This is a genomic window from Pseudomonas sp. R3.Fl (assembly GCF_023516765.1).
Taxonomy (GTDB): Bacteria; Pseudomonadota; Gammaproteobacteria; order Pseudomonadales; family Pseudomonadaceae; genus Pseudomonas; species Pseudomonas citronellolis.
Genome location: NZ_JAMGSO010000001.1, coordinates 3,854,559 through 3,877,841, shown reverse-complemented (window position 1 = coordinate 3,877,841; position 23,283 = coordinate 3,854,559). Strand labels below are relative to the sequence as shown.

The window sequence follows — 23,283 nt, the reverse complement described above, 5'->3', positions numbered from 1 at the left end:
CAGCTCCTTAGAATTTTTCGCCGCGGGCGCGCAGGTCGTTCAGGACGGCCTCGATGCCACGCTTGTCGATGATACGCATGCCCTTGGCGGAAACGCGCAGGCGTACGAAGCGCTTCTCGGACTCAACCCAGAAACGGTGGTGCTGCAGGTTCGGCAGGAAACGGCGGCGGGTTTTGTTGTGTGCGTGGGAAATGTTGTTCCCGGTAACCGGACCCTTACCGGTCACTTGGCAAACTCTCGACATGGCTCAGCCCTCTATAAACCACATGCCAAACCCGGCATGGGTTGGCTGCTTGAACTCGTTGATACTCGGTTTCCACCCGGGTCTTACCTGCCCGACCGCCACCCGATTCCGAGTCGACGGGGCAGGGCCCCAGAAAAGAGCGCAGCTTTATATCAGAAAGCCGCTTAGTGTCGCAAGGGAGCAAGCGGCTTATCCACATGCCGGCGCAGCGCGGCCGCGGCTCGGCGCCCTTGCCGTTCGTCGCCTTTCACCGTTGTCGCCGGCGGCGGCTTGGTCTAGGGTAGCCGGTTCAAGGCCGACAACGGCCTTGCATGACTGCGCCCAGCCCACGGGACGGGCATTTTCCCACTATTTCCGGAGTCCGTCATGCGTCTGCTGCTTCCCCTCGCCCTGCTGCTCGCCCCCGCCCTGGCCGGCGCCAGCACCCTCAGTGTCTGCACCGAGGCCAGCCCCGACGGCTTCGACGTCGTGCAGTTCAATGCCCTGACCACCACCAACGCCTCGGCCGACGTGCTGATGAACCGCCTGGTGGAGTTCGACGCGGCGCAGGGCAAGGTGGTGCCAAGCCTGGCCGAGAGCTGGACGGTCTCCGCCGACGGTCTGACCTACGACTTCAAGCTGCGCGGCGGGGTGAAGTTCCACCATACCGACTACTTCAACCCCAGCCGCGAACTGGGCGCCGACGACGTGCTGTTCAGCTTCCGGCGCATGCTCGACCCCGCCGCCCCCTGGCACAAAGTGGCGCAGAGCGGCTTCCCCCACGCCCAGTCGCTGCAGCTGCCGGCCCTGATAAAAGGCCTGGAGAAGGTCGACGAACACCAGGTGCGCTTCACCCTGAGCCACCCCGACGCCACCTTCCTGCCCATGCTCAGCATGGGTTTCGCCTCCATCTATAGCGCCGAGTACGCCGACCAGTTGATGAAGGCCGGCACCCCGGAGAAGCTCAACGCCCAGCCCATCGGCAGCGGCCCCTTCGTCTTCAAGCGCTTCCAGAAGGACGCGCAGATCCGCTACACCGCCAACCCGGACTACTTCGCCGGCAAGCCGGCGGTGGACAATCTGCTGTTCGCCATCACCCCCGACGCCAACGTGCGCCTGCAGCGCCTGAAGCGCGGCGAATGCCAGATCGCCCTGTCGCCCAAGCCGCTGGACGTCGAGGCCGCGGCCAAGGACCCGGCCCTGCGCATAGAGCAGACGCCGGCATTCATGACCGCCTTCGTCGCCCTGAACAGCCAGCACCCGCCGCTGGACAAGCCCGAGGTGCGCCAGGCGATCAACCTCGCCTTCGACCGCCAGACCTACCTGAAGTCGGTGTTCGAGGGCAGCGCCACTGCCGCCGAGGGCGTCTACCCGCCGAACACCTGGAGCTACGCCAAGGACATCCCCGGCTACCCCCACGACCCGGCCCAGGCCAAGGCACTGCTGGAAAAGGCCGGCCTGAAGGACGGCTTCAAGACCACCATCTGGACGCGCCCCAGCGGCAGCCTGCTCAACCCCAACCCGAGCCTGGGCGCGCAGCTGCTACAGGCCGACCTGGCCAAGGTCGGCATCCAGGCCGAGATCCGCGTGATCGAGTGGGGCGAACTGATCCGCCGCGCCAAGGCCGGCGAGCACGACCTGCTGTTCATGGGCTGGGCCGGCGACAACGGCGACCCGGACAACTTCCTCACCCCGCAGTTCTCCTGCGCCAGCGTGAAGTCCGGGCTGAACTTCGCGCGCTTCTGCGGCACGAAGCTGGACGGCCTGATCAGCCAGGGCAAGGCGCTGAGCGAGCAAGACAAGCGCAGCGCGCTCTACCACGACGCCCAGCAGCTGATCCACGACCAGGCCTTGTGGCTGCCGCTGGCGCACCCCACAGCCTCGGTGCTGCTGCGCAAGGAGGTCAAGGGCTACGCCGTGAACCCGTTCGGCCGCCAGGACTTCTCCAAGGTCAGCCTCTGAGGCGCCGTTCAACGTGGGGCCGGCGCGATACCGGCCCCACGGCGAGCCTCACACCCAGCCCATCTCCGCCATCGACAGCGGCTCGCCGTCGCCGACGATGAAGTGGTCGAGCACGCGCACATCCACCAGCGCCAGGGCATCCTTCAGGCGCTGCGTCAGCCTGCGGTCGGCCTGGCTCGGCTCGGTGATGCCCGAGGGATGGTTGTGACTGAGGATCAGCGCCGCGGCGTTGTGCGCCAGGGCGCGTTTGACCACCTGGCGCGGGTAGACGCTGGCGCTGTCGATGGAGCCGTGGAACAGCACCTCGAAGGCCAGGACGCGGTGGCGGCCGTCGAGGAACAGGCAGGCGAACACCTCGTGGGCCTCGTGGCGCAGCCGCGCCTTGAGGAAGTCGCGCACCGCCTGCGGGCTCTCCAGGGCGGAATCGCGGCGCAGCTGCTCGGCCAGGTGGCGGCGGGCCATCTCCAGCACCGCCTGCAGTTGGGCGTACTTGGCGCGGCCCAGGCCCAGGTGGCTGCTGAAGCTCGCCTGGTCCGCCTCCAGCAGCGCGCGCAGGCTGCCGAACTCGTGGAGCAGGCGCCGCGCCAGTTCCACCGCGCTGCAACCGGCCACGCCGGTGCGCAGGAAGATGGCCAGCAGCTCGGCGTCGCTGAGGCTGGCCGCGCCGCGTTCGAGGAGTTTTTCCCGCGGGCGTTCCGCCGCGGGCCAGTGACGAATGCTCATGCAACCTCCCTGTCGAGCCGCCCGCTGTGCCGGGGCGGGCGCTGTGCTATCTTAGCCCGTCCCTTTCGCGCGACCGGAGGCCTGGGGAGGCGTCTCCGGCCCTGACGCGCGTCATCCAATTCCGAAGATAAGGCGGGCCTATGCAGCGGCTCTATCGAAAACGCATCGTCCTCGGCGTGGGCGGCGGTATTGCGGCCTACAAGAGCGCCGAACTGGTCCGCCGCCTGCGCGACCAGGGCGCGGAAGTCCGCGTGGTGATGACCCAGGGCGGCCGTGAGTTCATCACCCCGCTGACGCTCCAGGCGCTGTCCGGCCACCCGGTGCACCTGGACCTGCTCGACCCCGCCGCCGAAGCGGCCATGGGCCACATCGAGCTGGCCCGCTGGGCCGACCTGGTGCTGATCGCCCCGGCCACCGCGGACGTCATGGCGCGCCTGGCCCAGGGCGTGGCCAACGACCTGCTGACCACCCTGGTGCTGGCCACCGACGCCCAGGTCGCCCTGGCCCCGGCGATGAACCAGGCCATGTGGCGCGACCCGGCCACCCAGGCCAATGCCGAACTGCTGCGCGGCCGCGGTTTGCACTTCTTCGGCCCGGCCGCCGGCAGCCAGGCCTGCGGCGACGTCGGCCCCGGGCGCATGCTCGAGGCCGAGGAGCTGGCCCAGTGCGCCGCCGACTGCTTCCAGTTCCTCTCGCTGACCGGCCAGCACGTGCTGATCACCGCCGGCCCGACCCAGGAAAACATCGACCCGGTGCGCTACATCACCAACCACAGCTCCGGGAAGATGGGCTTCGCCCTGGCCGAGGCCGCCGCCGAAGCCGGCGCGCGGGTGACCCTGGTGACCGGCCCGGTGCACCTGCCGACGCCCGACCGGGTGAGCCGCGTCGACGTGGTCAGCGCCCGCGACATGCTCGCCGCCTGCGAAGCGGCGATGCCGGCCGACCTGCTGATCGCCGCCGCCGCGGTGGCCGACTACCGCCCAGAGCTGGTCGCCACGCAGAAACTCAAGAAGGACCCGACCACGGGCGACGGCCTGCTGCTTCAGCTGGTGCGCAACCCGGACATCCTCGCCACCCTCGCCCAGCGCGCCGACCGGCCGTTCAGCGTGGGCTTCGCCGCGGAGACCGAGAACCTGCTGGAGTACGCCTCGCGCAAGCTCAAGGACAAGAACCTCGACCTGATCGTGGCCAACGACGTGGCCAATCCCTCGATCGGTTTCAACAGCGAAGAGAACGCGATCACCGTGATCGACCGCGAATTGCACGAAACTGCCTTCGCCCAGACCAGCAAGGGCAAGATCGCCCGCCAGCTGATCGCCTTCATCGCCGACCGCCTCAACCAGCACTGAGAACCCGATGCATTCCCTGCAAGCCAAGATCCTCGACCCGCGCCTGGGCGCCGAATTCCCCCTGCCGCAGTACGCCACCCCCGGTTCCGCCGGCCTGGACCTGCGCGCCATGCTCAAGCAGGACACCGTCCTCGAACCCGGCCAGACGCTGCTGATCCCCACCGGCCTGTCCATCTACATCGCCGACCCGGGCCTGGCCGCGCTGGTGCTGCCGCGCTCCGGCCTGGGCCACAAGCACGGCGTGGTGCTGGGCAACCTGGTCGGGCTGATCGACTCGGACTACCAGGGCGAGCTGATGGTCTCCTGCTGGAACCGCGGCAACACCCCCTTCACCATCGCCATCGGCGAGCGCATCGCCCAGCTGGTGCTGGTGCCGGTGGTGCAGGCGCATTTCGAGCTGGTCGACAGCTTCGACGAAAGCCAGCGTGGCGCCGGCGGTTTCGGGCACTCGGGCAGCCACTGACACAATCCTCCAGGACGATTCGCCGAGGAGATGTTGCATGAAACTTTTCCAACGCAGTGCCAAGGGAACGGCCGACCTGCCGGAAGTCGCCCCGCCGCCGAAGGCTTCGGCGGGCCCGGCGTCCCGGCCGGAACTCAAGTCGCTGCTGCCGGCCCTCGGCGTTGCGACCCTCGGCGTTGCCGCCGCCGGCGTCCTGCTGTGGCTGACGCTGTTCGGCAGCGCCGAGCAGATGCACCGCCAGCAGTTGGCCAGCGCCTGGGGCGAAAGCCAGTCCGGCGTCCTGCGCCAGGCCCTGCTCCAGCTCGCCGCCGATACCCGTAGCGCCGCCGCCAACCCCGCGCTGCTGCCGGCGCTGGCCGACGCCAACAGCGCCCGCGCCCTGGAGGCCACCCTCGCCCACTGGCACCAGGACGGCCTGGTGGACGTCCACCTCAACGCCAGCGGCCAGGCCAGCCAGGACAACCAGCGCCCCGGCCCGCTGAACTACGCCGCCCTGGACATGCTGCGCCGCGCCGAGAGCGGGCAGAACGTCGCCCCCGAGGCCTACCGCGTCGGCCAGCGCTGGCTGCTCTACAGCGCCACCGCGCTGCGCGGCCCGGACAACGCCATCCAGGGCAGCCTGATGCTGGTCTTCGACCTGCAGCGCCTGCTCAAGGCCCTGCCGGACATGCCCGCCGACACCGGCCAGCTGCAGCTGGCCCAGCAGTTCGGCAGCTCGCCGGCGCAGGTCCTGCTGCAACGCGGCGAGGCCGGCAACGCCGCGCCGCTGAACCTGGCCAGCGGCAACCCGAACTGGAAACTCAGCTTCACCCCCGGCCCGGCCCTGACCGCCGCGCTGTATCCGCCGGCGCTGTTGGGCTGCGCCGCACTGCTGGCGCTGGCCGGCGCGCTGCTCGGCGTGTACCTCGCGCAGAGCGCCCTGCAACGGCGCCTGCGCCAGGACGCCCAGGCCATCGGTCAGTACTTGCAGGAACTCGGTGGCCAGCGCACTGCCAAAGCACCTGAAGTCGGCCTCGCCGCACTGCAACCGCTGGCCCAGGCGCTGGCGCGGCAGCCCAGGCGAAAGGCCGAGCCCCCGGCCCCCGCCAGCCCCGCACCGGCCCCCGAGCCCCGCCCAGTGGCGGCGAAGATCGACAAGCCGGCCAGCGCCGAGACGCAGCTGGTCGACCCACTGTTCCAGAACACCGACATTCTGGACATCGACATTCTTGATGAAGACCAGGACCTCCTGGGATTGGAGCAAACCCCCGCCATGAGCACGCCCAAAGCCCCGCAACTGCCCGCCAGCATCTTCCGCGCCTACGATATCCGCGGCGTGGTCGGCGACACCCTGACCGCCGAGACCGCCTACTGGGTGGGCCGCGCCATCGGTTCCGAGAGCCTGGCCCGCGGCGAGCCCTGCGTCAGCGTCGGCCGCGACGGCCGCCTGTCGGGCCCGGAGCTGGTCCAGCAACTGATCCAGGGCCTGCTCGACTGCGGCTGCCAGGTCACCGACATCGGCATGGTGCCGACCCCGGTGCTGTACTACGCGGCCAACGTCCTGGAAGGCAAGTCGGGCGTGATGCTCACCGGCAGCCACAACCCGCCGAACTACAACGGCTTCAAGATCGTCGTCGCCGGCGAGACCCTGGCCAACGAGCAGATCCAGGCCCTGCGCGAGCGCATCGAGAACAACGACCTCGCCAGCGGCGTGGGCAACGTGCAGCAGGTGGACATCCTGCCGCGCTACTTCCAGCAGATCCGTGACGACATCGCCTTGGCCAAGCCGCTGAAAGTGGTGGTGGACTGCGGCAACGGCGTCGCCGGCGTGATCGCCCCGCAACTGATCGAGGCCCTGGGCTGCACCGTCATCCCGCTGTACTGCGACGTCGACGGTACCTTCCCCAACCACCACCCGGACCCGGGCAAGCCGGAGAACCTCGAAGACCTGATCGCCAAGGTCAGGGAAACCGGCGCCGACCTCGGCCTGGCCTTCGACGGCGACGGCGACCGCGTGGGCGTGGTGACCAACGAAGGCACCATCATCTACCCCGACCGCCTGCTGATGCTGTTCGCCAAGGACGTGGTCTCGCGCAACCCGGGCGCCGACATCATCTTCGACGTCAAGTGCACCCGCCGCCTGATCTCCCTCATCAGCGGTTATGGCGGCCGCCCGGTGATGTGGAAGACCGGCCACTCGCTGATCAAGAAGAAGATGAAGGAAACCGGCGCGCTGCTGGCCGGCGAGATGAGCGGCCACATCTTCTTCAAGGAGCGCTGGTACGGCTTCGACGACGGCATCTACAGCGCCGCCCGTCTGCTGGAGATCATCAGCCTCGACAAACGCGACAGCGAGCATGTGTTCTCGGCCTTCCCGCTGGACGTCTCAACACCGGAAATCAACATCACCGTCACAGACGAGAGCAAGTTCGCCCTGATCGAAGCGCTGCAGCGCGACGGCCAGTGGGGCGAGGCCAACCTCACCACCCTCGACGGCGTGCGTGTCGATTATCCCAAGGGCTGGGGCCTGGTACGCGCCTCCAACACCACGCCGGTGCTGGTGCTGCGCTTCGAGGCGGATTCCGAAGCCGAACTGGAACGCATCAAGGACGTGTTCCGCAACCAGCTCAAGGCGGTCGACCCCGCCCTGACCATCCCCTTCTGACCTGACCATGCCGGAGCCCAGCACCATGTCCCAGAGCCGCGATGACGCAGCCCAGGTAGCCCGCGTCCTTGCCGAAGCGCTTCCCTACATCCGCCGTTTCGTCGGCAAGACGCTGGTCATCAAGTACGGCGGCAACGCCATGGAGACCGACGAGCTGAAGAACAGCTTCGCCCGCGACGTGGTGCTGATGAAGGCGGTCGGCATCAACCCGGTGGTGGTGCACGGCGGCGGCCCGCAGATCGGCGACCTGCTCAACCGCCTGTCCATCGAGAGCCACTTCATCGACGGCATGCGCGTCACCGACGCGCAGACCATGGACGTGGTGGAGATGGTCCTCGGCGGCCAGGTGAACAAGGACATCGTCAACCTGATCAACCGCCACGGCGGCAGCGCCATCGGCCTGACCGGCAAGGACGCCGAGCTGATCCGCGCGAAGAAGCTCACCGTCACCCGCCAGACGCCGGAGATGACCAAGCCGGAAATCATCGACATCGGCCACGTCGGCGAGGTCACCGGGGTCAACACCGAGCTGCTGAACATGCTGGTCAGGGGCGACTTCATCCCGGTGATCGCGCCCATCGGCGTGGGCGCCAACGGCGAGTCGTACAACATCAACGCAGACCTGGTGGCCGGCAAGGTGGCCGAGGCACTGAAGGCCGAGAAGCTGATGCTGCTGACCAACATCGCCGGCCTGATGGACAAGCAGGGCCAGGTGCTCACCGGCCTGACCACCGAGCAGGTCGACAGCCTGATCGCCGACGGCACCATCTACGGCGGCATGCTGCCGAAGATCCGCTGCGCCCTGGAAGCGGTACAGGGCGGCGTGACCAGCGCGCACATCATCGATGGCCGCGTGCCCAACGCCGTGCTGCTGGAAATCTTCACCGACAGCGGCGTCGGCACCCTGATCAGCAACCGCAAGCCGCGTCACTGAGCACTACCCGCCACGGCGCCCGCCGTGGCGGTTCCCCTCTGCCTCCCGGAGGCCGCAATGCCTTCAGCCTTTCCCGAACGCCATGAATTCCGCTTCTTCCACGGCCTGCGCGTGCGCTGGTCGGAAGTCGACCCGCAGGGCATCGTCTTCAACGGCAACTACCTGACCTACGCGGACGTCGCCACCACCGAGTACTACCGCAACCTGGAGATCCGCTACCCGGCCGACCTGCTGCGCGGCGGCGGCGACCTGTTCGCGGTGAAGAGCAGCCTGGAGTACTTCGCCCCGGCGCGCTACGACGACTGGCTGGACATGGGCGTGCGCGTCGCGCGCCTTGGGCGCAGCAGCCTGACCTTCCAGGTGGCGATCTGGTGCGAGGAGCAGCCGCTGACCCTCGGCGAGCTGATCTACGCCTACGCCAACGACCAGCGGCAGAGCCAGCCCCTGCCGGACTGGCTGCGCGAACGCATCGCGGCTTTCGAGCGCCTGCCCGCCGCCTGACGCTCTAGCGGGAAGCGCCGAGCAATTGCGCCAGGCGCGCGCGGTCGGCGTCGAAGGAGGTCTTGGCCTGGGCGCGCAGCTGCTGGTAGTGGGCGATGTCGCGCAGCAGGCGCTGCTCCTCGTCCTTCAGGTTGGCCAACTGCTCGACCAACTGCTGTGGCACCTGGCGCCCGGCGCGCTCGGCGTCGGCGGCCTGGGCCTGCAGGTTGCCCTGCTGCGTCTTCAGCGACTGCAGGTTGCCCCGGGCCACGCTGCTCAGGCCATCCAGCTCGGACAGCTTGCGCTCGCGGGCGCGGTCGACGTCCTCGACGCTGGTGTACAGGCGCAGCAGCTGGGCATCGGAACTGGCCTGGGCGGCAGCGGCCTTGCGCTGCTGGATTTCCTCCGCGGTCGGCGCCGGCGGCACCACGCGGATCACCCGCCCCTGCTCGTTGAGCACTTCGTAGCCCTTGCCGATGTACTGCGACGGCACGCCCAGGCGGTCGATGACGGTCACACCCTTGTCGTTGACGTAGCGGTACATCTCGACGGCGCCGCCGGACGAGGGATTGCCGGCGGCATTCGCCGCCAGCGCCGGCCCGGCCAGCCCGAAGACCAGCCACCCCATCAATGCACCACGGCGAAAAGCACCCTGCTTGGCCATGCCGGACACCCTGTTCTGGTTAGATTCCGTACTGCGCGCGATAGGCCTCGACCGCCGGCAGGTGACGCTTGAGCTCGGCGTCGCCGGCCAGGTATTCGAGGACCTGCTCCAGGGACACGATGCTGACCACCGGCATGCCGAAGTCGCGCTCCACTTCCTGGATCGCCGACAGCTCGCCCTTGCCGCGCTCCTGGCGGTTCAGCGCGATCAGCGTGCCGGCGGCCTTGGCGCCCTGGGCCTCGATGATCTGCATGACCTCGCGGATCGCGGTGCCGGCGGTGATCACGTCGTCGACGATCAGCACCCGGCCGGCCAGCGGCGCGCCCACCAGAGTGCCGCCTTCGCCGTGGTCCTTGGCTTCCTTGCGGTTGAAGCACCAGGGCAGGTCGCGCCCGTGCTGCTCGGCCAGGGCCACCGCTGTAGCGGCCGCCAGGGGGATTCCTTTATAGGCCGGGCCGAACAGGACATCGAAATCGATGCCGCTGTCGACGACCGCGGCGGCGTAGAAGCGCCCCAGCTTGGCCAATGCCAGGCCACTGTTGAACAGGCCGGCATTGAAGAAATAGGGGCTGGTGCGCCCGGACTTGAGAGTGAATTCGCCGAAGCGCAGTACGCCGCGCTCGATGGCGAAACGGATGAAATCGCGTTGATATGCCTGCATGGGAGAGAACCGGCCGGTATGAATTTAGCTAAACCGTTTGAGCTCGGGTATCATACACACACGTGATTTTGGGGGCCATTTATGCGGATCATCAGTGTGAACGTGAATGGTATTCAGGCTGCAGCCGAGCGGGGATTGCTCAGCTGGTTGCAAGCCCAGAATGCCGACGTGATCTGCTTGCAGGATACCCGCGCCTCCGCTTTCGATCTGGACGACCCGTCCTACCAGCTGGACGGCTACTTCCTGTACGCCTGCGACGCCGAAGTGCCCAGCCAGGGTGGCGTCGCAATCTATAGTCGTCTGCAACCCAAGGCCGTCATAAGCGGGCTGGGTTTCGAGATGGCCGATCGTTACGGGCGCTACCTGCAAGCCGATTTCGATAAGGTGAGTATTGCCAGCATTCTTCTGCCGAGCGGGCAGGAGGGTGACGAGAACCTGAACCAGAAGTTCAAGTTCATGGAAGACTTCGCCGCCTACCTGAACAAGCAGCGCCGCAAGCGCCGCGAGTACATCTATTGTGGGTCGCTGTACCTGGCCCACAACAAGCTGGACGTGAAGAACTGGCGCGAATGCCAGCAGATGCCAGGCTTCCTCGCGCCCGAGCGCGGCTGGATGGACGAGGTGTTCGGCAACATGGGCTACGTCGATGCCCTGCGCGAGGTCAATCGCGAAGGCGACCAGTACAGCTGGTGGCCGGACAGCGAGCAGGCCGAGATGCTGAACCTGGGCTGGCGCTTCGACTACCAGATCCTCACCCCGGGTCTGCGCCGCTTCGTGCGCAGCGCCAAGCTGCCACGGCAGCCGCGCTTCTCGCGCCACGCGCCGCTGATCATCGACTACGACTGGACATTGAGCATCTGACGGCAGCCCGCGCCCTCCCGGCCGATCGCCGGCCTTGCCGGCGGGATCGCGGACAAAGTCCGCTCCTACGGGGATATGTTGTACCGCATGACCAAGGCGCCCGGCACGGCGGCGTATAACCGCGAACGGTTATACGCCCTACGGCCCTGGGTTCCCGCGTTCGCGGGAACCCAATAGACACGCTCCTACGCCACCCCACCCGCGCCATTCCCCTGTAGGCGCGCGCCCTGCGCGCGAATCGCGGGCAGGGCCCGCTCCTACAAAGAGCGCTTTCGCCTACTTCAACGGCCGCCAGGTGAACGGATAGCGGTAGTCACGACCCTCGTTGGCCTTGACCCCGGCGATCACGGTCAGCACCAGGGCGCCGGCGCAGACCAGCGCCAGCAGCAGGAAGCCGATCACCAGCAGGCAGAGGAAGAAGCTGACCAGCATCGCCAGGCTGACGGTGATCTGGAAGTTCAGCGCCTCCTTGCCCTGGCTGTCGACGAAGGGATCGGACTCGCGCTTGATCTGCCAGACGATCAGCGGGCCCAGCAGGTTGCCGAAGGGGAAGACCAGGCCGAGGAAGGCGGAGAAGTGGCAGAACATCGCCCACTGCCGGGCTTCCTGGCTCGGCCTCGTTTGCAGTTCGTCGTTCATCCCCGCCCCTCCCGCGTCAGTCGGCCAGCGCGGCGCGCTGCAGTTCGAACAGTTCCTGCATGCCCTGCTGCGCCAGCTCCAGCATGGCGTTCAGCTCGGCCGGCTTGAACGGCTCGCCCTCGGCGGTGCCCTGCACCTCGATGAAGCCGCCGGCGTCGGTCATCACCACGTTCAGGTCGGTCTCGGCGGCCGAGTCCTCCAGGTAATCCAGGTCAAGCACCGGCACGCCCTGGTAGATGCCCACGGAGACCGCGGCGACCATCTGCTTGAGCGGGTTGCCCTTGAGCGCGCCGCGCTTCTTCAGCACCGCCAGGGCGTCGATCAGCGCCACGGTGGCGCCGGTGATGGACGCGGTGCGGGTGCCGCCGTCGGCCTGGATCACGTCGCAGTCGATGTACAGGGTGTTCTCGCCCAGCTTGGTCAGGTCCAGCGCGGCGCGCAGCGAACGGCCGATCAGACGCTGGATTTCCAGGGTGCGGCCGCCCTGCTTGCCGCGGCTGGCCTCGCGCGCATTCCGCTCGCCGGTGGAGCGCGGCAGCATGCCGTACTCGGCGGTCAGCCAGCCCTGCCCCTGGCCCTTGAGGAAGCGCGGCACGCCGCTCTCGGCGCTCACGGTGCAGATCACCTTGGTGTCGCCGAACTCCACCAGAACCGAACCCTCGGCATGCTTGGTGTAGTGGCGGGTGATGCGGATCGGGCGCAACTGGTCGGCGGCGCGGCCACTGGGACGGTTCATCGAGACTTCCTATGCGAGATTGGATCGGATACTGGCCGCCATTATAGAGGCCCCGGCAGTCCGGCAACCACCGCCGGCGTGCGGCGGCCGGCCCCGCTGGGGTACAATTGCCGGTTCACGATGACATTTCATCGCTTTCAGCCGAATCACAGCGAGGTAGCCCCATGGTTCACAGCATGACCGCCTTCGCCCGCGTCGAACGGGCCGGGACCAATGGGACCCTGAGCTGGGAACTGCGCTCGGTGAACCACCGCTACCTGGAACCCAACCTGCGCCTGCCGGAAACCTTCCGCGACCTCGAAGGGCCGGTGCGCGAGGCGCTGCGCCAGGGCCTGTCGCGCGGCAAGGTGGAATGCACCCTGCGTTTCAACGAGGACACCGCCGGCAAGCCGCTGCAGGTCGACCGCGAGCGCGCCGCGCAGCTGGTGGCCGCCGCCGAGGGCGTGGCCGCGCTGATCAAGCAGCCGGCGCCGATCGACCCGCTGGCCGTGCTGGCCTGGCCGGGCGTGCTGGTGGGCGACGCCGCCGACCCGCAGGCGCTCAACGCCGAAGCCATGGCCGCCTTCAACCAGGCGCTGGACGAGCTCAAGGCCGGCCGTGCCCGCGAAGGCGCGGAACTGGCGCGGATCATCGACGAACGCCTGGGCGCCATGCAGGAAGAAGTGGCCAACCTGCGCGAACTGGTGCCGCAGATGCTCGGCAACCAGCGGCAGAAGATCCTCGACCGCTTCGCCGAACTGAAGCTGGAAGCCGACCCGCAGCGCCTGGAGCAGGAAATGGTCCTGCTGGCGCAGAAGAGCGACGTCGCCGAGGAACTCGACCGCCTGAGCACCCATGTCGCCGAGGTGCGCCGCGTGCTCAAGGCCGGTGGCGCCGCCGGCCGCCGCCTGGATTTCCTCATGCAGGAACTCAACCGCGAGGCCAACACACTCGGCTCCAAGGCCTTCGACCCGCGCTCGACCCAGGCCGCGGTGAACCTCAAGGTGCTCATCGAACAGATGCGCGAGCAGGTCCAGAATATCGAGTGAGCCGCACGCTCGCTTTCCACCCATAGCCCCAGGATTCAGTCATGTCCGGCACCCTCTACATCGTTTCCGCGCCTTCCGGCGCCGGCAAGACCAGCCTGGTGAAGTCGCTGCTCGAAGCCATGCCCAGCGTGCGCGTCTCGGTCTCCCACACCACCCGCGGCATGCGCCCGGGCGAGGTGGACGGGGTGAACTACCACTTCGTCGGCCGCGACACCTTCACCGCCATGCTCGAACGCGACGAATTCCTCGAGCACGCCGAAGTCTTCGGCAACCTCTACGGCACCTCGCAGCGCTGGGTGGAAAAGACCCTCGCCGAAGGCCTCGACCTGATCCTCGAGATCGACTGGCAGGGCGCCCAGCAGGTGCGCCGGCTGATGCCCCACGCGCAGTCGATCTTCATCCTGCCGCCGAGCCAGCACGCCCTGCGCCAGCGCCTGACCAACCGTGGCCAGGACAGCGACGAGGTGATCGAGCGGCGCATGCGCGAGGCAGTCAACGAAATGAGCCACTACGTCGAATACGATCATCTGGTGATCAACGACGATTTCGCCCATGCTCTGGAAGACCTCAAGTCGATCTTCCGTGCCCGCCAGCTGCGCCAGGACGCCCAGCAGAAGCGCCACGAGCGGTTGCTAGAGGAGTTGTTGCAGCCGTCGGCATAACAAACGGCCCTTCCATAAAGATTGGCGATTTTTTAGACTATTCAGTCCGCCCGGAAACCCGGGCTCCATTTTCCGCAACGAGGAACACCATGGCCCGCGTCACCGTCGAAGACTGCCTGGACAACGTCGATAACCGTTTCGAGCTGGTCATGCTCGCCACCAAGCGCGCGCGCCAGCTGGCCACCGGCGGCAAGGAGCCGAAGGTAGCCTGGGAAAACGACAAGCCCACCGTGGTCGCCCTGCGCGAGATCGCTTCCGGCCTGGTCGATGCTGAAGTCGTTCAGCAGGAGGACGTGGTTGAAGAAGAACCGCTGTTCGCCGCCTTCGAAGACGAGGCCAACAACGAGGCCCTGTAATTCGATGACCGGCCGACGACCACAGGCGCCGTCCACTCGGCAGGGGGTGATGCCTTGCCGAGCATAGACGCCTTCGCCGACCGGCTCTCGAGCTATCTCGGTCCGGACCAGGTCAACCTGGTCCGCCGTGCCTACTACTACGCCGAGCAGGCCCACGACGGGCAGCGCCGCCGCAGCGGCGAGGCCTACGTCACCCATCCGCTCGCCGTCGCCAACATCCTCGCCGACATGCACATGGACCATCAGAGCCTGATGGCGGCCATGCTGCACGACGTGATCGAGGACACCGGCATCGCCAAGGAAGCGCTCACCGCGCAGTTCGGCGAAACCGTCTCGGAATTGGTGGACGGGGTCAGCAAGCTGACCCAGATGAACTTCGAGTCCAAGGCCGAGGCCCAGGCCGAGAACTTCCAGAAGATGGCCATGGCCATGGCCCGCGACATCCGCGTGATCCTGGTCAAGCTGGCCGACCGCCTGCACAACATGCGCACCCTGGAAGTGCTGTCCGGCGAGAAGCGCCGGCGCATCGCCAAGGAAACCCTGGAAATCTACGCACCCATCGCCAACCGCCTGGGCATGCACAGCATGCGCGTGGAATTCGAGGACCTGGGCTTCAAGGCCATGCACCCGATGCGCTCCGAGCGCATCCGCCAGGCGGTGAAGAAGGCCCGCGGCAACCGTCGCGAGATCGTCGGCAAGATCCAGGAATCGCTGGTCAACTGCCTCGCCCGCGAGGGCATGGAAGGCCAGGTGCTGGGCCGCGAGAAGCACCTGTTCAGCATCTACAAGAAGATGCGCGGCAAGCGCAAGGCGTTCAACGAGATCATGGACGTCTACGCCTTCCGCATCATCGTCGACAAGGTCGACACCTGCTACCGCGTGCTCGGCGCCGTGCACAACCTGTACAAGCCGTTCCCCGGTCGCTTCAAGGACTACATCGCGATTCCCAAGGCCAACGGCTACCAGTCGCTGCACACCACCCTGTTCGGCATGCACGGCGTGCCCATCGAGATCCAGATCCGCACCCGCGAGATGGAAGAGATGGCCAACCACGGCATCGCTGCGCACTGGCTGTACAAGTCCAACGAGGACGAGGTGCAGAAAGGCACCCACGCCCGCGCCCGCCAGTGGGTCAAGGGCATCCTCGAACTGCAGCAGCGCGCCGGCAACTCGCTGGAATTCATCGAGAACGTGAAGATCGACCTGTTCCCGGACGAGGTCTACATCTTCACGCCCAAGGGCCGCATCATGGAGCTGCCCAAGGGCTCCACGGCAGTCGACTTCGCCTACGCGGTGCACACCGACGTGGGCAACAGCTGCATCGCCTGCCGCATCAACCGCCGCCTGGCGCCGCTGTCCGAACCGCTGCAGAGCGGCCAGACGGTGGAGATCGTCACCGCGCCGGGCACCCGGCCGAACCCGGCCTGGCTCAACTTCGTTGTCACCGGCAAGGCGCGCACGCACATCCGCCACGCCCTCAAGCAGCAGCGCCGCTCCGAGTCCATCAGCCTTGGCGAGCGCCTGCTGAACAAGACCCTCGCCGGCTTCGACAGCCACCTGGAGAAGATCCCCGCCGAACGCATCCAGGGCGTGCTCAACGAGTACCGCATGGAAGTCTTCGAGGACCTGCTCGAAGAAATCGGCCTGGGCAACCGCATGGCCTACGTGGTCGCCCGCCGCCTGCTCTCCAGCGAAGGCGACGCCGCCGCCACCAACGCCGAAGGGCCGCTGGCGATCCGCGGCACCGAGGGCCTGGTGCTGAGCTATGCCAAGTGCTGCACGCCGATCCCCGGCGACCCCATCGTCGGCCACCTGTCGGCCGGCAAGGGCATGGTGGTGCACCTGGAAAGCTGCAGGAACATCAGCGAAATCCGCAACAACCCGGAAAAATGCATCCAGCTCAGCTGGGCCAAGGATGTCACCGGCGAGTTCAACGTCGAGCTGCGCGTCGAGCTGGAACACCAGCGCGGCCTGATCGCCCTGCTGGCGACCAGCGTCAACGCCGCCGACGGCAACATCGAGAAGATCAGCATGGACGAGCGCGACGGTCGCGTCAGCGTGGTCCAATTGGTGGTCAGCGTGCACGACCGCGTGCACCTGGCCCGCGTCATCAAGAAGCTGCGCGCGCTCAAGGGGGTGGTCCGGATCACCCGCGTGCGCAGCTGATCCCACCCCTCGCAAGGAGTCGACATGACCAAGACCGTTATCCACACCGACAAGGCCCCCGCGGCCATCGGCACCTACTCCCAGGCGATCAAGGCCGGCAACACCGTCTACGTCTCCGGGCAGATCCCGCTGAACCCGCAGACCATGGAACTGGTCGAGGGCTTCGAGGAGCAGGTCGTCCAGGTGTTCGAGAACCTCAAGGCGGTGATCGAGGCTTCCGGCGGCTACCTGCACGACGTGGCCAAGCTGAACATCTTCCTCACCGACCTGTCGCACTTCGCCAAGGTCAACGAGATCATGGGCCGCTACTTCACCCAGCCCTACCCGGCGCGCGCCGCCATCGGCGTGGCCGCCCTGCCCAAGGGCGCCCAGGTCGAGATGGACGCCATCGTCGTCCTGGAGTAATCCTCTCCTCCCGAACGGGGCCCTCGCGGCCCCGTTCGTTTTTCCCCCGTTCGTCCGCAAGGAGCACCCGCATGCGTCGCGCCCTCGTCCTGAGCGCCCTGCTTGGCCTGCTGACCGGCTGCGCCGGCACCCCCGATCCGTCCGGCACCTGGATCAACCAGGCCGCCATCGACGCCGCCAGCAAGAGCGGCAAGCTGCGCGAGGCGCTACTGGCCTACGGGCCCAACCTGGAATGGCGGCTCGACACCAAGAGCCAGCAGGCGACCTACAGCAACGGCTTCGAACAGGGTGAAGGCCAGCTGAGCCAGGACCCGGCGGACAAGAAGCACTGGCAGGTGGCCTTCTACGGCAGCAAGCAGGAAGAGCTGGCGGTGGATGGCAAGCAACTGGTGCAGGTGGGCAGCGAGAACTGGCCGGAGCAGCGCTTCGCCCGTCCCGAACAGCAGGGCCCGGCGCCCATCGGCGCCAGCTTCCAGCGCGCCCTGTACGGCAGCTTCCTCAAGGGCACCTGGGTGATCCAGGAAGGCCCGGGCCAGGGCAGCAAGGTGACCTTCCAGGCCGACGGCCGCGTGGAGGGCATGCCCAGCGCCGACCGCTACGCCCTGTGCCTGGCCGGCGACTGCGCGGCCATGAGCGGCGACAGCGACAGCATCTGGCTGCAACAGGGCCGCCAGGGTCGCGAATACCTGTTCCAGCGCGAGGACGACAAGCTGGAACTCTTCGAAGCGGTGAACCGCGCCCAGGCCGACGAGATGCCCGAATACGCCCCGGGCAAGCGCGTCTGGCTGCTGGAACGCGACTGAGCCGCCGGCGCCGCCCCGCGCGGCGCCTTCAGCGCACGCCCAGCCAGAGCAACCAGCCGCCCAGCGCCAGCAGCAGGGCGCCGCAGGTACGATCCAGCGCGCGCACCCGGCGTTGTAGCCAGCCGCGCCAGCGCCGCCGATCGAGCAGGCGCACCAGGGCCAGGTCCCAGAACAGCACCACCGCGCCCATCCACAGCACGCAGGCGCCGAGCGCCCAACCCGGCAGGTGGAAGGGCCCGAGCACGCCGAACAGCCCGGTATAGAAGATCGGCAGCTTGGGATTCAGGCTGCTGGCCAGGAAGCCTTCGCGCAGGCCGTGGAAGAAACCTCCCGCGCGCTGCCCGACGGTTTCGCCGGGAATCTCCAGCTCGCGCCGCGCCAGCACGGCCTGGGCGCCGAGCCAGACGAAGTAGGCCCCGCCCAGCAGTTGCACTACCCGCAGGCCGTGGTTCGCCAGGTCGGGCAGCTGGCCGAGGACCAGCAGCACCAGCCCCATGCTCGCCAAGTTGGCCAGGGCGATACCGCTGGCGCAGCCATCGGCGTGGCGGCGACCACGCAGCAAGGCGGCGCGGATCAGCAGGAAGAAGTCCGGCCCCGGCGACAGCAGGGCGGCGAAATGGGTGCTGGCGACCAGCGCGAAAGCGGCGAACATGGCGTTCTCCCGGAAGTGGCGGGAGGCCAGTCTGGCCAGGTGGCGCGGCGGCGGTCTTGTAGGAAACTCAGGTGCGCGTGGCGCTGCGGAAACGCCCCGGGGTCACGCCGGTGAAGCGGCGGAAGGTGCCGGAGAAATGCGCCTGGTCGCAGAAGCCCAGCTCCAACGCCGCCTCGATGGGCGTGGCGCCCTCCACCAGCAGGCGCTTGGCCTCGCGCACCCGGCGCTGCAGCAGGTAGGTGTGCGGCGGCACGCCGTAGGCGCGGCGGAAGCTCTCGATCAGGTGACGCGGGTGGCGCTGCACCAGGGCGGCCAGTTGCTCCAGGCTCACCGCCTCGCGGTAATGGCTTTCCAGGTAGTCGCACAGCCGCGCGGTGACGCCGCCGTCGCGGCTCGCCGAAGCCGCCGGGCGCATGCCGCCGTGGCGCACGAAGACCAGTTCCAGCAATGCCAGCAGCTCGCTTTCCAGGCCCAGCGCATCGTTGCGCTCGAACTCGCCGGCCACCCGCGCCAGGGCTTGCGCGACCAAGCCATCGTCGCCTGGGTTCAATTCCTGGAAGCCGCGCGGCAACTGCTTGCGGCCCAGCAACGGCAGCAACCGCGACTCCTCGATGTAGAGCATGCGGTAGACCAGCCGCTCGCTCTCGGCGTTGCCGGTGTGCGGCTCCTCCGGGTTCATCAGCGACAGGGTGCCGGCCGGCAGCACGTGGCGGGCGCCGCGACACTGGTAGCCGCCGGCGCCGTGGAGGATGGCGCCGATGGCGAAGGCGTCATGGCTGTGGCGGCCGAACGGCTGGCCGGAGAAGTCCGCGTGGAACAGCTCCACCCCGGGCAGCCAGGGGCGCGCCAGCAGCCGGTTGGCGTCCACCTCAGTCCTCGCGCCCGGCGAGGATGGCGGCGTAGCCCTCGCGGTAGCTGGGGTAGCGCGGCACCCAGCCCAGCGCCCTGGCGCGGGCGTTGCTGCAGCGCTTGCTGCCGGCGCGGCGCACGCTCTGCTCGTCCGCCCAGTGGCTGACGCCCATGAGCCCCCGCAGGTAGCCCACCACCTCGGCCAGCGGCGCCGGCGCGTCGTCCACGCCGATATAGCAGTCTTCCAGCGGCTTGCCCTCGGCATCGGCGCGCAGCAGGCAGGCCAGCAGCCCGGCGGCGTCCTCGGCGTGGATGCGGTTGGCGTACAGCGGCGGCTCGACGGCCACCCGGTAGCCTTCGCGCACCTGCTTGAGCAGCCACTCGCGGCCGGGGCCGTAGATGCCGGTCAGGCGCACCACGCTGGCGGGGATGCCGCTGTCCAGCGCCACGCGCTCGGCATCGAGCATGATCCGCCCGGAATACTGCCGGGCCTCGGCGGGCGAGGTCTCGTCGATCCACTCGCCGTTCGCCTGGGCGTAGACGCCACTGCTGGAGACGAACAGCACACGCTTGGGCCGCTGCCCGCGCTGCTGCAGCCAGCCGAGGCAGTGGCGCAGGCCCTCGACGTAGGCGGCGCGGTAGCCGGCCTCGTCGTGCTGGGTCGCGGCGGCGGCGTACACCAGGTAGTCCAGTTCACCCTCGGGCCAGGCCGGCGGGCACTCGGCTCTGCCCAGGTCGCCGGCCACCGGCAGGATGCCCGCGGGCAGCGCGGCGGTATCACGGCGCAGCCCATACACGCGCCAACCTTCAGCGGCCAACTGGCGGCCGAGGCGGCTGCCGACGTCGCCGCAACCGGCGATCAGAACATTCGCAGGCATCTTCGCCTCCTAAAGACAGGGCCCCGGAGTTTAGCGCGGTTGGTTCGCAACCGCGCAGCCGCTATGCTTGGCCCAACTCAACGGATTAGTCGCCATGACCCTCACCGAACTGCGCTACATCGTCACGCTCGCCCAGGAGCAGCATTTCGGCCGCGCCGCCGAGCGCTGCCACGTCAGCCAGCCGACCCTGTCGGTCGGCGTGAAGAAGCTGGAGGACGAGCTCGGCGTGCTGATCTTCGAGCGCAGCAAGAGCGCGGTGCGCCTGACCCCGGTGGGCGAAGGCATCGTGGCCCAGGCGCAGAAGGTGCTGGAGCAGGCCCAGGGCATCCGCGAGCTGGCCCAGGCCGGCAAGAACCAGCTGACCTCGCCGCTGAAGGTCGGCGCCATCTACACCATCGGCCCCTACCTGTTCCCGCACCTGATTCCGCAGTTGCACCGGGTGGCGCCGCAGATGCCGCTGTACATCGAAGAGAACTTCACCCACATCCTGCGCGACAAGCTGCGCACCGGCGAGCTGGACGCGATCATCATCGCCCTGCCGTTCCAGGAGGCCGACGTCCTCACCCTGCCGCTGTTCGACGAGCCCTTCTACGTGCTGATGCCGGCCGACCACCCGTGGACCGCCCGGCAGACCATCGACGCCGAGATGCTCAACGACAAGAGCCTGCTGCTGCTCGGCGAGGGCCACTGCTTCCGCGACCAGGTGCTGGAAGCCTGCCCGACCACCCGCAGGGGCGAGGAAAACCGCCACACCACCGTGGAATCCAGCTCGCTGGAGACCATCCGCCACATGGTCGCCTCCGGCCTGGGCGTGTCGGTGCTGCCGTTCTCGGCGGTGGACAGCCACCACTACGCTCCCGGGGTGATCGAGATCCGCCCGTTCACCCCGCCGGCGCCGCTGCGCACCGTGGCCATCGCCTGGCGCGCCAGCTTCCCGCGGCCGCGCGCCATCGAGGTGCTGGCCGACTCCATCCGCCTGTGCTCGGTGGCCCGGCCGACCGCCAAGGGCGACGCCCAACCGGCATGACCGAGCTGGCCAACGTCCCGGTCACGACGCTCAAGGGCGTCGGCGCCGCGCTGGAGGAAAAGCTGGCGCGGGTGGGCCTGGAAAACCTCCAGGACATCCTCTTCCACCTGCCGCTGCGCTACCAGGACCGCACCCGCGTCACCCCCATAGGCGCGCTGCGCCCGGGCCAGGACGCGGTGGTCGAGGGCGTGGTCTCCGGCGCCGACGTGGTCATGGGCAAGCGCCGCAGCCTGCTGGTGCGCCTGCAGGACGGCAGCGGCACCCTGAGCCTGCGCTTCTACCACTTCAGCCAGGCGCAGAAGGAAGGCCTCAAGCGCGGCACCCACCTGCGCTGCTACGGCGAGGCCCGCCCCGGCGCCTCGGGCCTTGAGATCTACCACCCCGAGTACCGCGCGCTGAACGACGCTGCGCCGGCCCCGGTGGAACAGACTCTGACGCCCATCTACCCGACCACCGAAGGCCTCACCCAGCAGCGCCTGCGCACCCTCAGCCAGCAGGCCCTGGCGCGCCTGGGGCCAAACAGCCTGCCCGACTGGCTGCCCGAGGAACTGGCCCGCGACTACCGCCTGGCGCCCCTCGACGAAGCCATCCGCTACCTGCACCGGCCGCCGCCGGACGCCAACCTCGAGGAACTCGCCGAGGGCCGCCACTGGGCCCAGCACCGCCTGGCCTTCGAGGAACTGCTGACGCACCAGCTGTCGCTGCAGCGCCTGCGCGAGAGCCTGCGCGCCCAGCACGCGCCCGAACTGCCGCCGGCGAAGAAACTGCCGCAGCGCTTCCTGGCCAACCTCGGCTTCGCCCCCACCGGCGCGCAGCAGCGCGTGGGCGCGGAGATCGCCTACGACCTGGCGCAGCCCGAACCCATGCTGCGCCTGGTGCAGGGCGACGTCGGCGCCGGCAAGACAGTGGTCGCCGCCCTGGCCGCGCTGCAGGCCCTGGAGGCCGGCTACCAGGTGGCGCTGATGGCGCCCACGGAAATCCTCGCCGAACAGCACTACCTCAACTTCAGCAAATGGATGCAGCCGCTGGGCATCGAAGTCGCCTGGCTGGCCGGCAAGCTCAAGGGCAAGGCACGCGCCGCCGCGCTGGAGCAGATCGCCGCCGGCGTGCCCATGGTGGTCGGCACCCACGCGCTGTTCCAGGACGAGGTGAAGTTCAAGCGCCTGGCCCTGGTGATCATCGACGAGCAGCACCGCTTCGGCGTGCAGCAACGCCTGGCCCTGCGCCAGAAGGGCATCGACGGCCGGCTCTGCCCGCACCAGTTGATCATGACCGCCACGCCCATCCCGCGGACCCTGGCGATGAGCGCCTACGCCGACCTGGACACCTCGATCCTCGACGAGCTGCCGCCCGGGCGTACCCCGGTGAACACCGTGCTGGTCGCCGACAGCCGGCGCATCGAAGTGATCGAGCGCGTCCGCGCCGCCTGCCGCGAAGGCCGCCAGGCCTACTGGGTGTGCACGCTGATCGAAGAGTCCGAGGAACTCACCTGCCAGGCTGCCGAGACCACCTACGAGGAGCTCGCCTCGGCCCTGGGCGAATTGCGCGTGGGCCTGATCCACGGGCGCATGAAGCCGGCGGAGAAGGCCACGGTGATGGAGGCCTTCAAGGAAGGCCTGCTGCAACTGCTGGTGGCGACCACGGTGATCGAGGTCGGCGTCGACGTGCCCAACGCCAGCCTGATGATCATCGAGAACCCCGAGCGCCTCGGCCTGGCCCAGCTGCACCAGCTGCGCGGGCGCGTCGGCCGCGGCAGCGCGGCGAGCCACTGCGTGCTGCTCTACCACCCGCCGCTGTCGCAGATCGGCCGCGAGCGCCTGGCGATCATGCGCGAGACCTGCGACGGCTTCGTCATCGCCGAGCGCGACCTGGAGCTGCGCGGTCCCGGCGAGATGCTCGGGACGCGGCAGACCGGTCTGCTACAGTTCAAGGTCGCGGACCTGATGCGCGACGCCGACCTGCTGCCGGCGGTGCGCGACGCCGCCCAGGCTCTGCTGGCGCGCTGGCCGCAGCACGTCGGCCCGCTGCTGGAGCGTTGGCTCCGACATGGCCAGCAATACGGCCAAGTGTGACCTGCTTCAATTTCACCGGTCGGATGACTGGCCAGTCACGAATAGC

General features: G+C 68.3%; 24 protein-coding genes. 15 read left to right on the top strand and 9 right to left on the bottom strand.

All coding sequences use genetic code 11. The features are described 5' to 3' along the window. Positions 1 to 7: 7 nt before the first annotated feature. Positions 8 to 244, bottom strand: coding sequence for a 50S ribosomal protein L28 (gene rpmB / locus M8R19_RS17075; RefSeq protein ID WP_009614118.1), 237 nt, complete (start codon positions 242 to 244; stop codon positions 8 to 10). Positions 245 to 610: 366 nt separating this feature from the next. Between rpmB and M8R19_RS17070 the strand changes: the two genes are divergently transcribed. Next, positions 611 to 2,185, top strand: a complete 1,575-nt coding sequence (locus M8R19_RS17070; protein WP_249918399.1) for an ABC transporter substrate-binding protein — start codon at positions 611 to 613, stop codon at positions 2,183 to 2,185. A gap of 48 nt (positions 2,186 to 2,233) precedes the next feature. Here the strand turns inward: M8R19_RS17070 and radC are convergent, their stop codons facing one another. Next, positions 2,234 to 2,908 carry a RadC family protein gene (radC, locus tag M8R19_RS17065; RefSeq protein WP_074983232.1) on the bottom strand — a complete coding sequence of 225 codons (675 nt, stop codon included), beginning with the start codon at positions 2,906 to 2,908 and terminating at the stop codon, positions 2,234 to 2,236. Positions 2,909 to 3,048: 140 nt separating this feature from the next. Here radC and coaBC point away from each other — a divergent pair, with 140 nt between their 5' ends. Genes coaBC through M8R19_RS17040 form a run of 5 tightly spaced genes read left to right on the top strand, consistent with a single transcriptional unit; the run spans position 3,049 to position 8,799 of the window. Further along, the gene (gene coaBC / locus M8R19_RS17060) at positions 3,049 to 4,257 is read left to right on the top strand and encodes a bifunctional phosphopantothenoylcysteine decarboxylase/phosphopantothenate--cysteine ligase CoaBC (protein ID WP_249918398.1); all 1,209 of its coding nucleotides are present in this window, start codon (positions 3,049 to 3,051) and stop codon (positions 4,255 to 4,257) included. 7 nt (positions 4,258 to 4,264) lie between these two features. After that, positions 4,265 to 4,720 carry a dUTP diphosphatase gene (gene dut, locus M8R19_RS17055; RefSeq protein WP_009614122.1) on the top strand — a complete coding sequence of 152 codons (456 nt, stop codon included), beginning with the start codon at positions 4,265 to 4,267 and terminating at the stop codon, positions 4,718 to 4,720. A gap of 37 nt (positions 4,721 to 4,757) precedes the next feature. Beyond that, positions 4,758 to 7,364, top strand: a complete 2,607-nt coding sequence (locus tag M8R19_RS17050; protein WP_249918397.1) for a phosphomannomutase/phosphoglucomutase — start codon at positions 4,758 to 4,760, stop codon at positions 7,362 to 7,364. 25 nt (positions 7,365 to 7,389) lie between these two features. Then, positions 7,390 to 8,298, top strand: coding sequence for an acetylglutamate kinase (argB, locus tag M8R19_RS17045; protein WP_043315009.1), 909 nt, complete (start codon positions 7,390 to 7,392; stop codon positions 8,296 to 8,298). A 57-nt stretch (positions 8,299 to 8,355) separates the two neighbouring features. Next, positions 8,356 to 8,799, top strand: a complete 444-nt coding sequence (locus M8R19_RS17040; RefSeq protein WP_249918396.1) for an acyl-CoA thioesterase — start codon at positions 8,356 to 8,358, stop codon at positions 8,797 to 8,799. 4 nt (positions 8,800 to 8,803) lie between these two features. Here the strand turns inward: M8R19_RS17040 and M8R19_RS17035 are convergent, their stop codons facing one another. Together M8R19_RS17035 and pyrE are read right to left on the bottom strand one after the other, a co-directional pair. Beyond that, positions 8,804 to 9,442, bottom strand: a complete 639-nt coding sequence (locus tag M8R19_RS17035) for a DUF4124 domain-containing protein (protein ID WP_249918395.1) — start codon at positions 9,440 to 9,442, stop codon at positions 8,804 to 8,806. A 19-nt stretch (positions 9,443 to 9,461) separates the two neighbouring features. Then, the gene (pyrE, locus tag M8R19_RS17030) at positions 9,462 to 10,103 is read right to left on the bottom strand and encodes an orotate phosphoribosyltransferase (RefSeq protein ID WP_249918394.1); all 642 of its coding nucleotides are present in this window, start codon (positions 10,101 to 10,103) and stop codon (positions 9,462 to 9,464) included. 81 nt (positions 10,104 to 10,184) lie between these two features. Here pyrE and crc point away from each other — a divergent pair, with 81 nt between their 5' ends. Further along, on the top strand, positions 10,185 to 10,964 hold the full coding sequence (gene crc / locus M8R19_RS17025; protein WP_009614136.1) for a catabolite repression control protein Crc: 780 nt from the start codon (positions 10,185 to 10,187) through the stop codon (positions 10,962 to 10,964). A gap of 276 nt (positions 10,965 to 11,240) precedes the next feature. Here crc and M8R19_RS17020 read toward each other — a convergent pair whose 3' ends face one another. Both M8R19_RS17020 and rph read right to left on the bottom strand, forming a co-directional pair. Beyond that, complete coding sequence (locus tag M8R19_RS17020; protein WP_116425190.1) at positions 11,241 to 11,603, bottom strand: DUF4870 domain-containing protein; 363 nt, start codon at positions 11,601 to 11,603, stop codon at positions 11,241 to 11,243. A 16-nt stretch (positions 11,604 to 11,619) separates the two neighbouring features. Further along, complete coding sequence (rph, locus tag M8R19_RS17015) at positions 11,620 to 12,339, bottom strand: ribonuclease PH (protein ID WP_116425191.1); 720 nt, start codon at positions 12,337 to 12,339, stop codon at positions 11,620 to 11,622. Positions 12,340 to 12,503: 164 nt separating this feature from the next. On the opposite strand from rph, the gene M8R19_RS17010 reads away from it, so the two are divergent. The 6 genes from M8R19_RS17010 to M8R19_RS16985 all read left to right on the top strand — a co-directional run bounded on the left by M8R19_RS17010 (position 12,504) and on the right by M8R19_RS16985 (position 17,759). Then, positions 12,504 to 13,367, top strand: a complete 864-nt coding sequence (locus M8R19_RS17010) for a YicC/YloC family endoribonuclease (RefSeq protein WP_249918393.1) — start codon at positions 12,504 to 12,506, stop codon at positions 13,365 to 13,367. A gap of 41 nt (positions 13,368 to 13,408) precedes the next feature. Next, positions 13,409 to 14,029, top strand: a complete 621-nt coding sequence (gene gmk, locus M8R19_RS17005; protein ID WP_009614143.1) for a guanylate kinase — start codon at positions 13,409 to 13,411, stop codon at positions 14,027 to 14,029. 89 nt (positions 14,030 to 14,118) lie between these two features. Continuing rightward, entirely contained in the window at positions 14,119 to 14,385 is a 267-nt protein-coding gene (rpoZ, locus tag M8R19_RS17000; RefSeq protein WP_009614145.1) for a DNA-directed RNA polymerase subunit omega, read from the top strand. Positions 14,386 to 14,439: 54 nt separating this feature from the next. Next, a complete protein-coding gene (spoT, locus tag M8R19_RS16995) occupies positions 14,440 to 16,551 on the top strand; it encodes a bifunctional GTP diphosphokinase/guanosine-3',5'-bis pyrophosphate 3'-pyrophosphohydrolase (protein WP_043268111.1) in 2,112 nt (703 codons plus the stop codon). Between the two features lie 24 nt (positions 16,552 to 16,575). After that, on the top strand, positions 16,576 to 16,956 hold the full coding sequence (gene ridA, locus M8R19_RS16990; RefSeq protein ID WP_009614149.1) for a deaminase RidA: 381 nt from the start codon (positions 16,576 to 16,578) through the stop codon (positions 16,954 to 16,956). A gap of 71 nt (positions 16,957 to 17,027) precedes the next feature. Next, positions 17,028 to 17,759, top strand: coding sequence for a hypothetical protein (locus M8R19_RS16985; RefSeq protein ID WP_064584880.1), 732 nt, complete (start codon positions 17,028 to 17,030; stop codon positions 17,757 to 17,759). A 28-nt stretch (positions 17,760 to 17,787) separates the two neighbouring features. Here the strand turns inward: M8R19_RS16985 and M8R19_RS16980 are convergent, their stop codons facing one another. From M8R19_RS16980 to M8R19_RS16970, 3 genes are all read right to left on the bottom strand, one after another. Beyond that, the gene (locus tag M8R19_RS16980) at positions 17,788 to 18,411 is read right to left on the bottom strand and encodes a LysE family translocator (protein ID WP_249918392.1); all 624 of its coding nucleotides are present in this window, start codon (positions 18,409 to 18,411) and stop codon (positions 17,788 to 17,790) included. Between the two features lie 67 nt (positions 18,412 to 18,478). Further along, complete coding sequence (locus tag M8R19_RS16975) at positions 18,479 to 19,279, bottom strand: helix-turn-helix transcriptional regulator (RefSeq protein WP_249918391.1); 801 nt, start codon at positions 19,277 to 19,279, stop codon at positions 18,479 to 18,481. Between the two features lies 1 nt (position 19,280). Then, positions 19,281 to 20,138 (bottom strand): NAD-dependent epimerase/dehydratase family protein, encoded by an 858-nt coding sequence (locus M8R19_RS16970; RefSeq protein WP_249918390.1) that lies wholly within the window; start codon positions 20,136 to 20,138, stop codon positions 19,281 to 19,283. Positions 20,139 to 20,232: 94 nt separating this feature from the next. On the opposite strand from M8R19_RS16970, the gene M8R19_RS16965 reads away from it, so the two are divergent. Next, a complete protein-coding gene (locus M8R19_RS16965) occupies positions 20,233 to 21,165 on the top strand; it encodes a hydrogen peroxide-inducible genes activator (RefSeq protein ID WP_009614159.1) in 933 nt (310 codons plus the stop codon). Further along, a complete protein-coding gene (recG, locus tag M8R19_RS16960) occupies positions 21,162 to 23,237 on the top strand; it encodes an ATP-dependent DNA helicase RecG (RefSeq protein ID WP_249918389.1) in 2,076 nt (691 codons plus the stop codon). Before M8R19_RS16965 ends, recG begins: the two co-directional genes overlap by 4 nt. Positions 23,238 to 23,283: the final 46 nt, after the last annotated feature.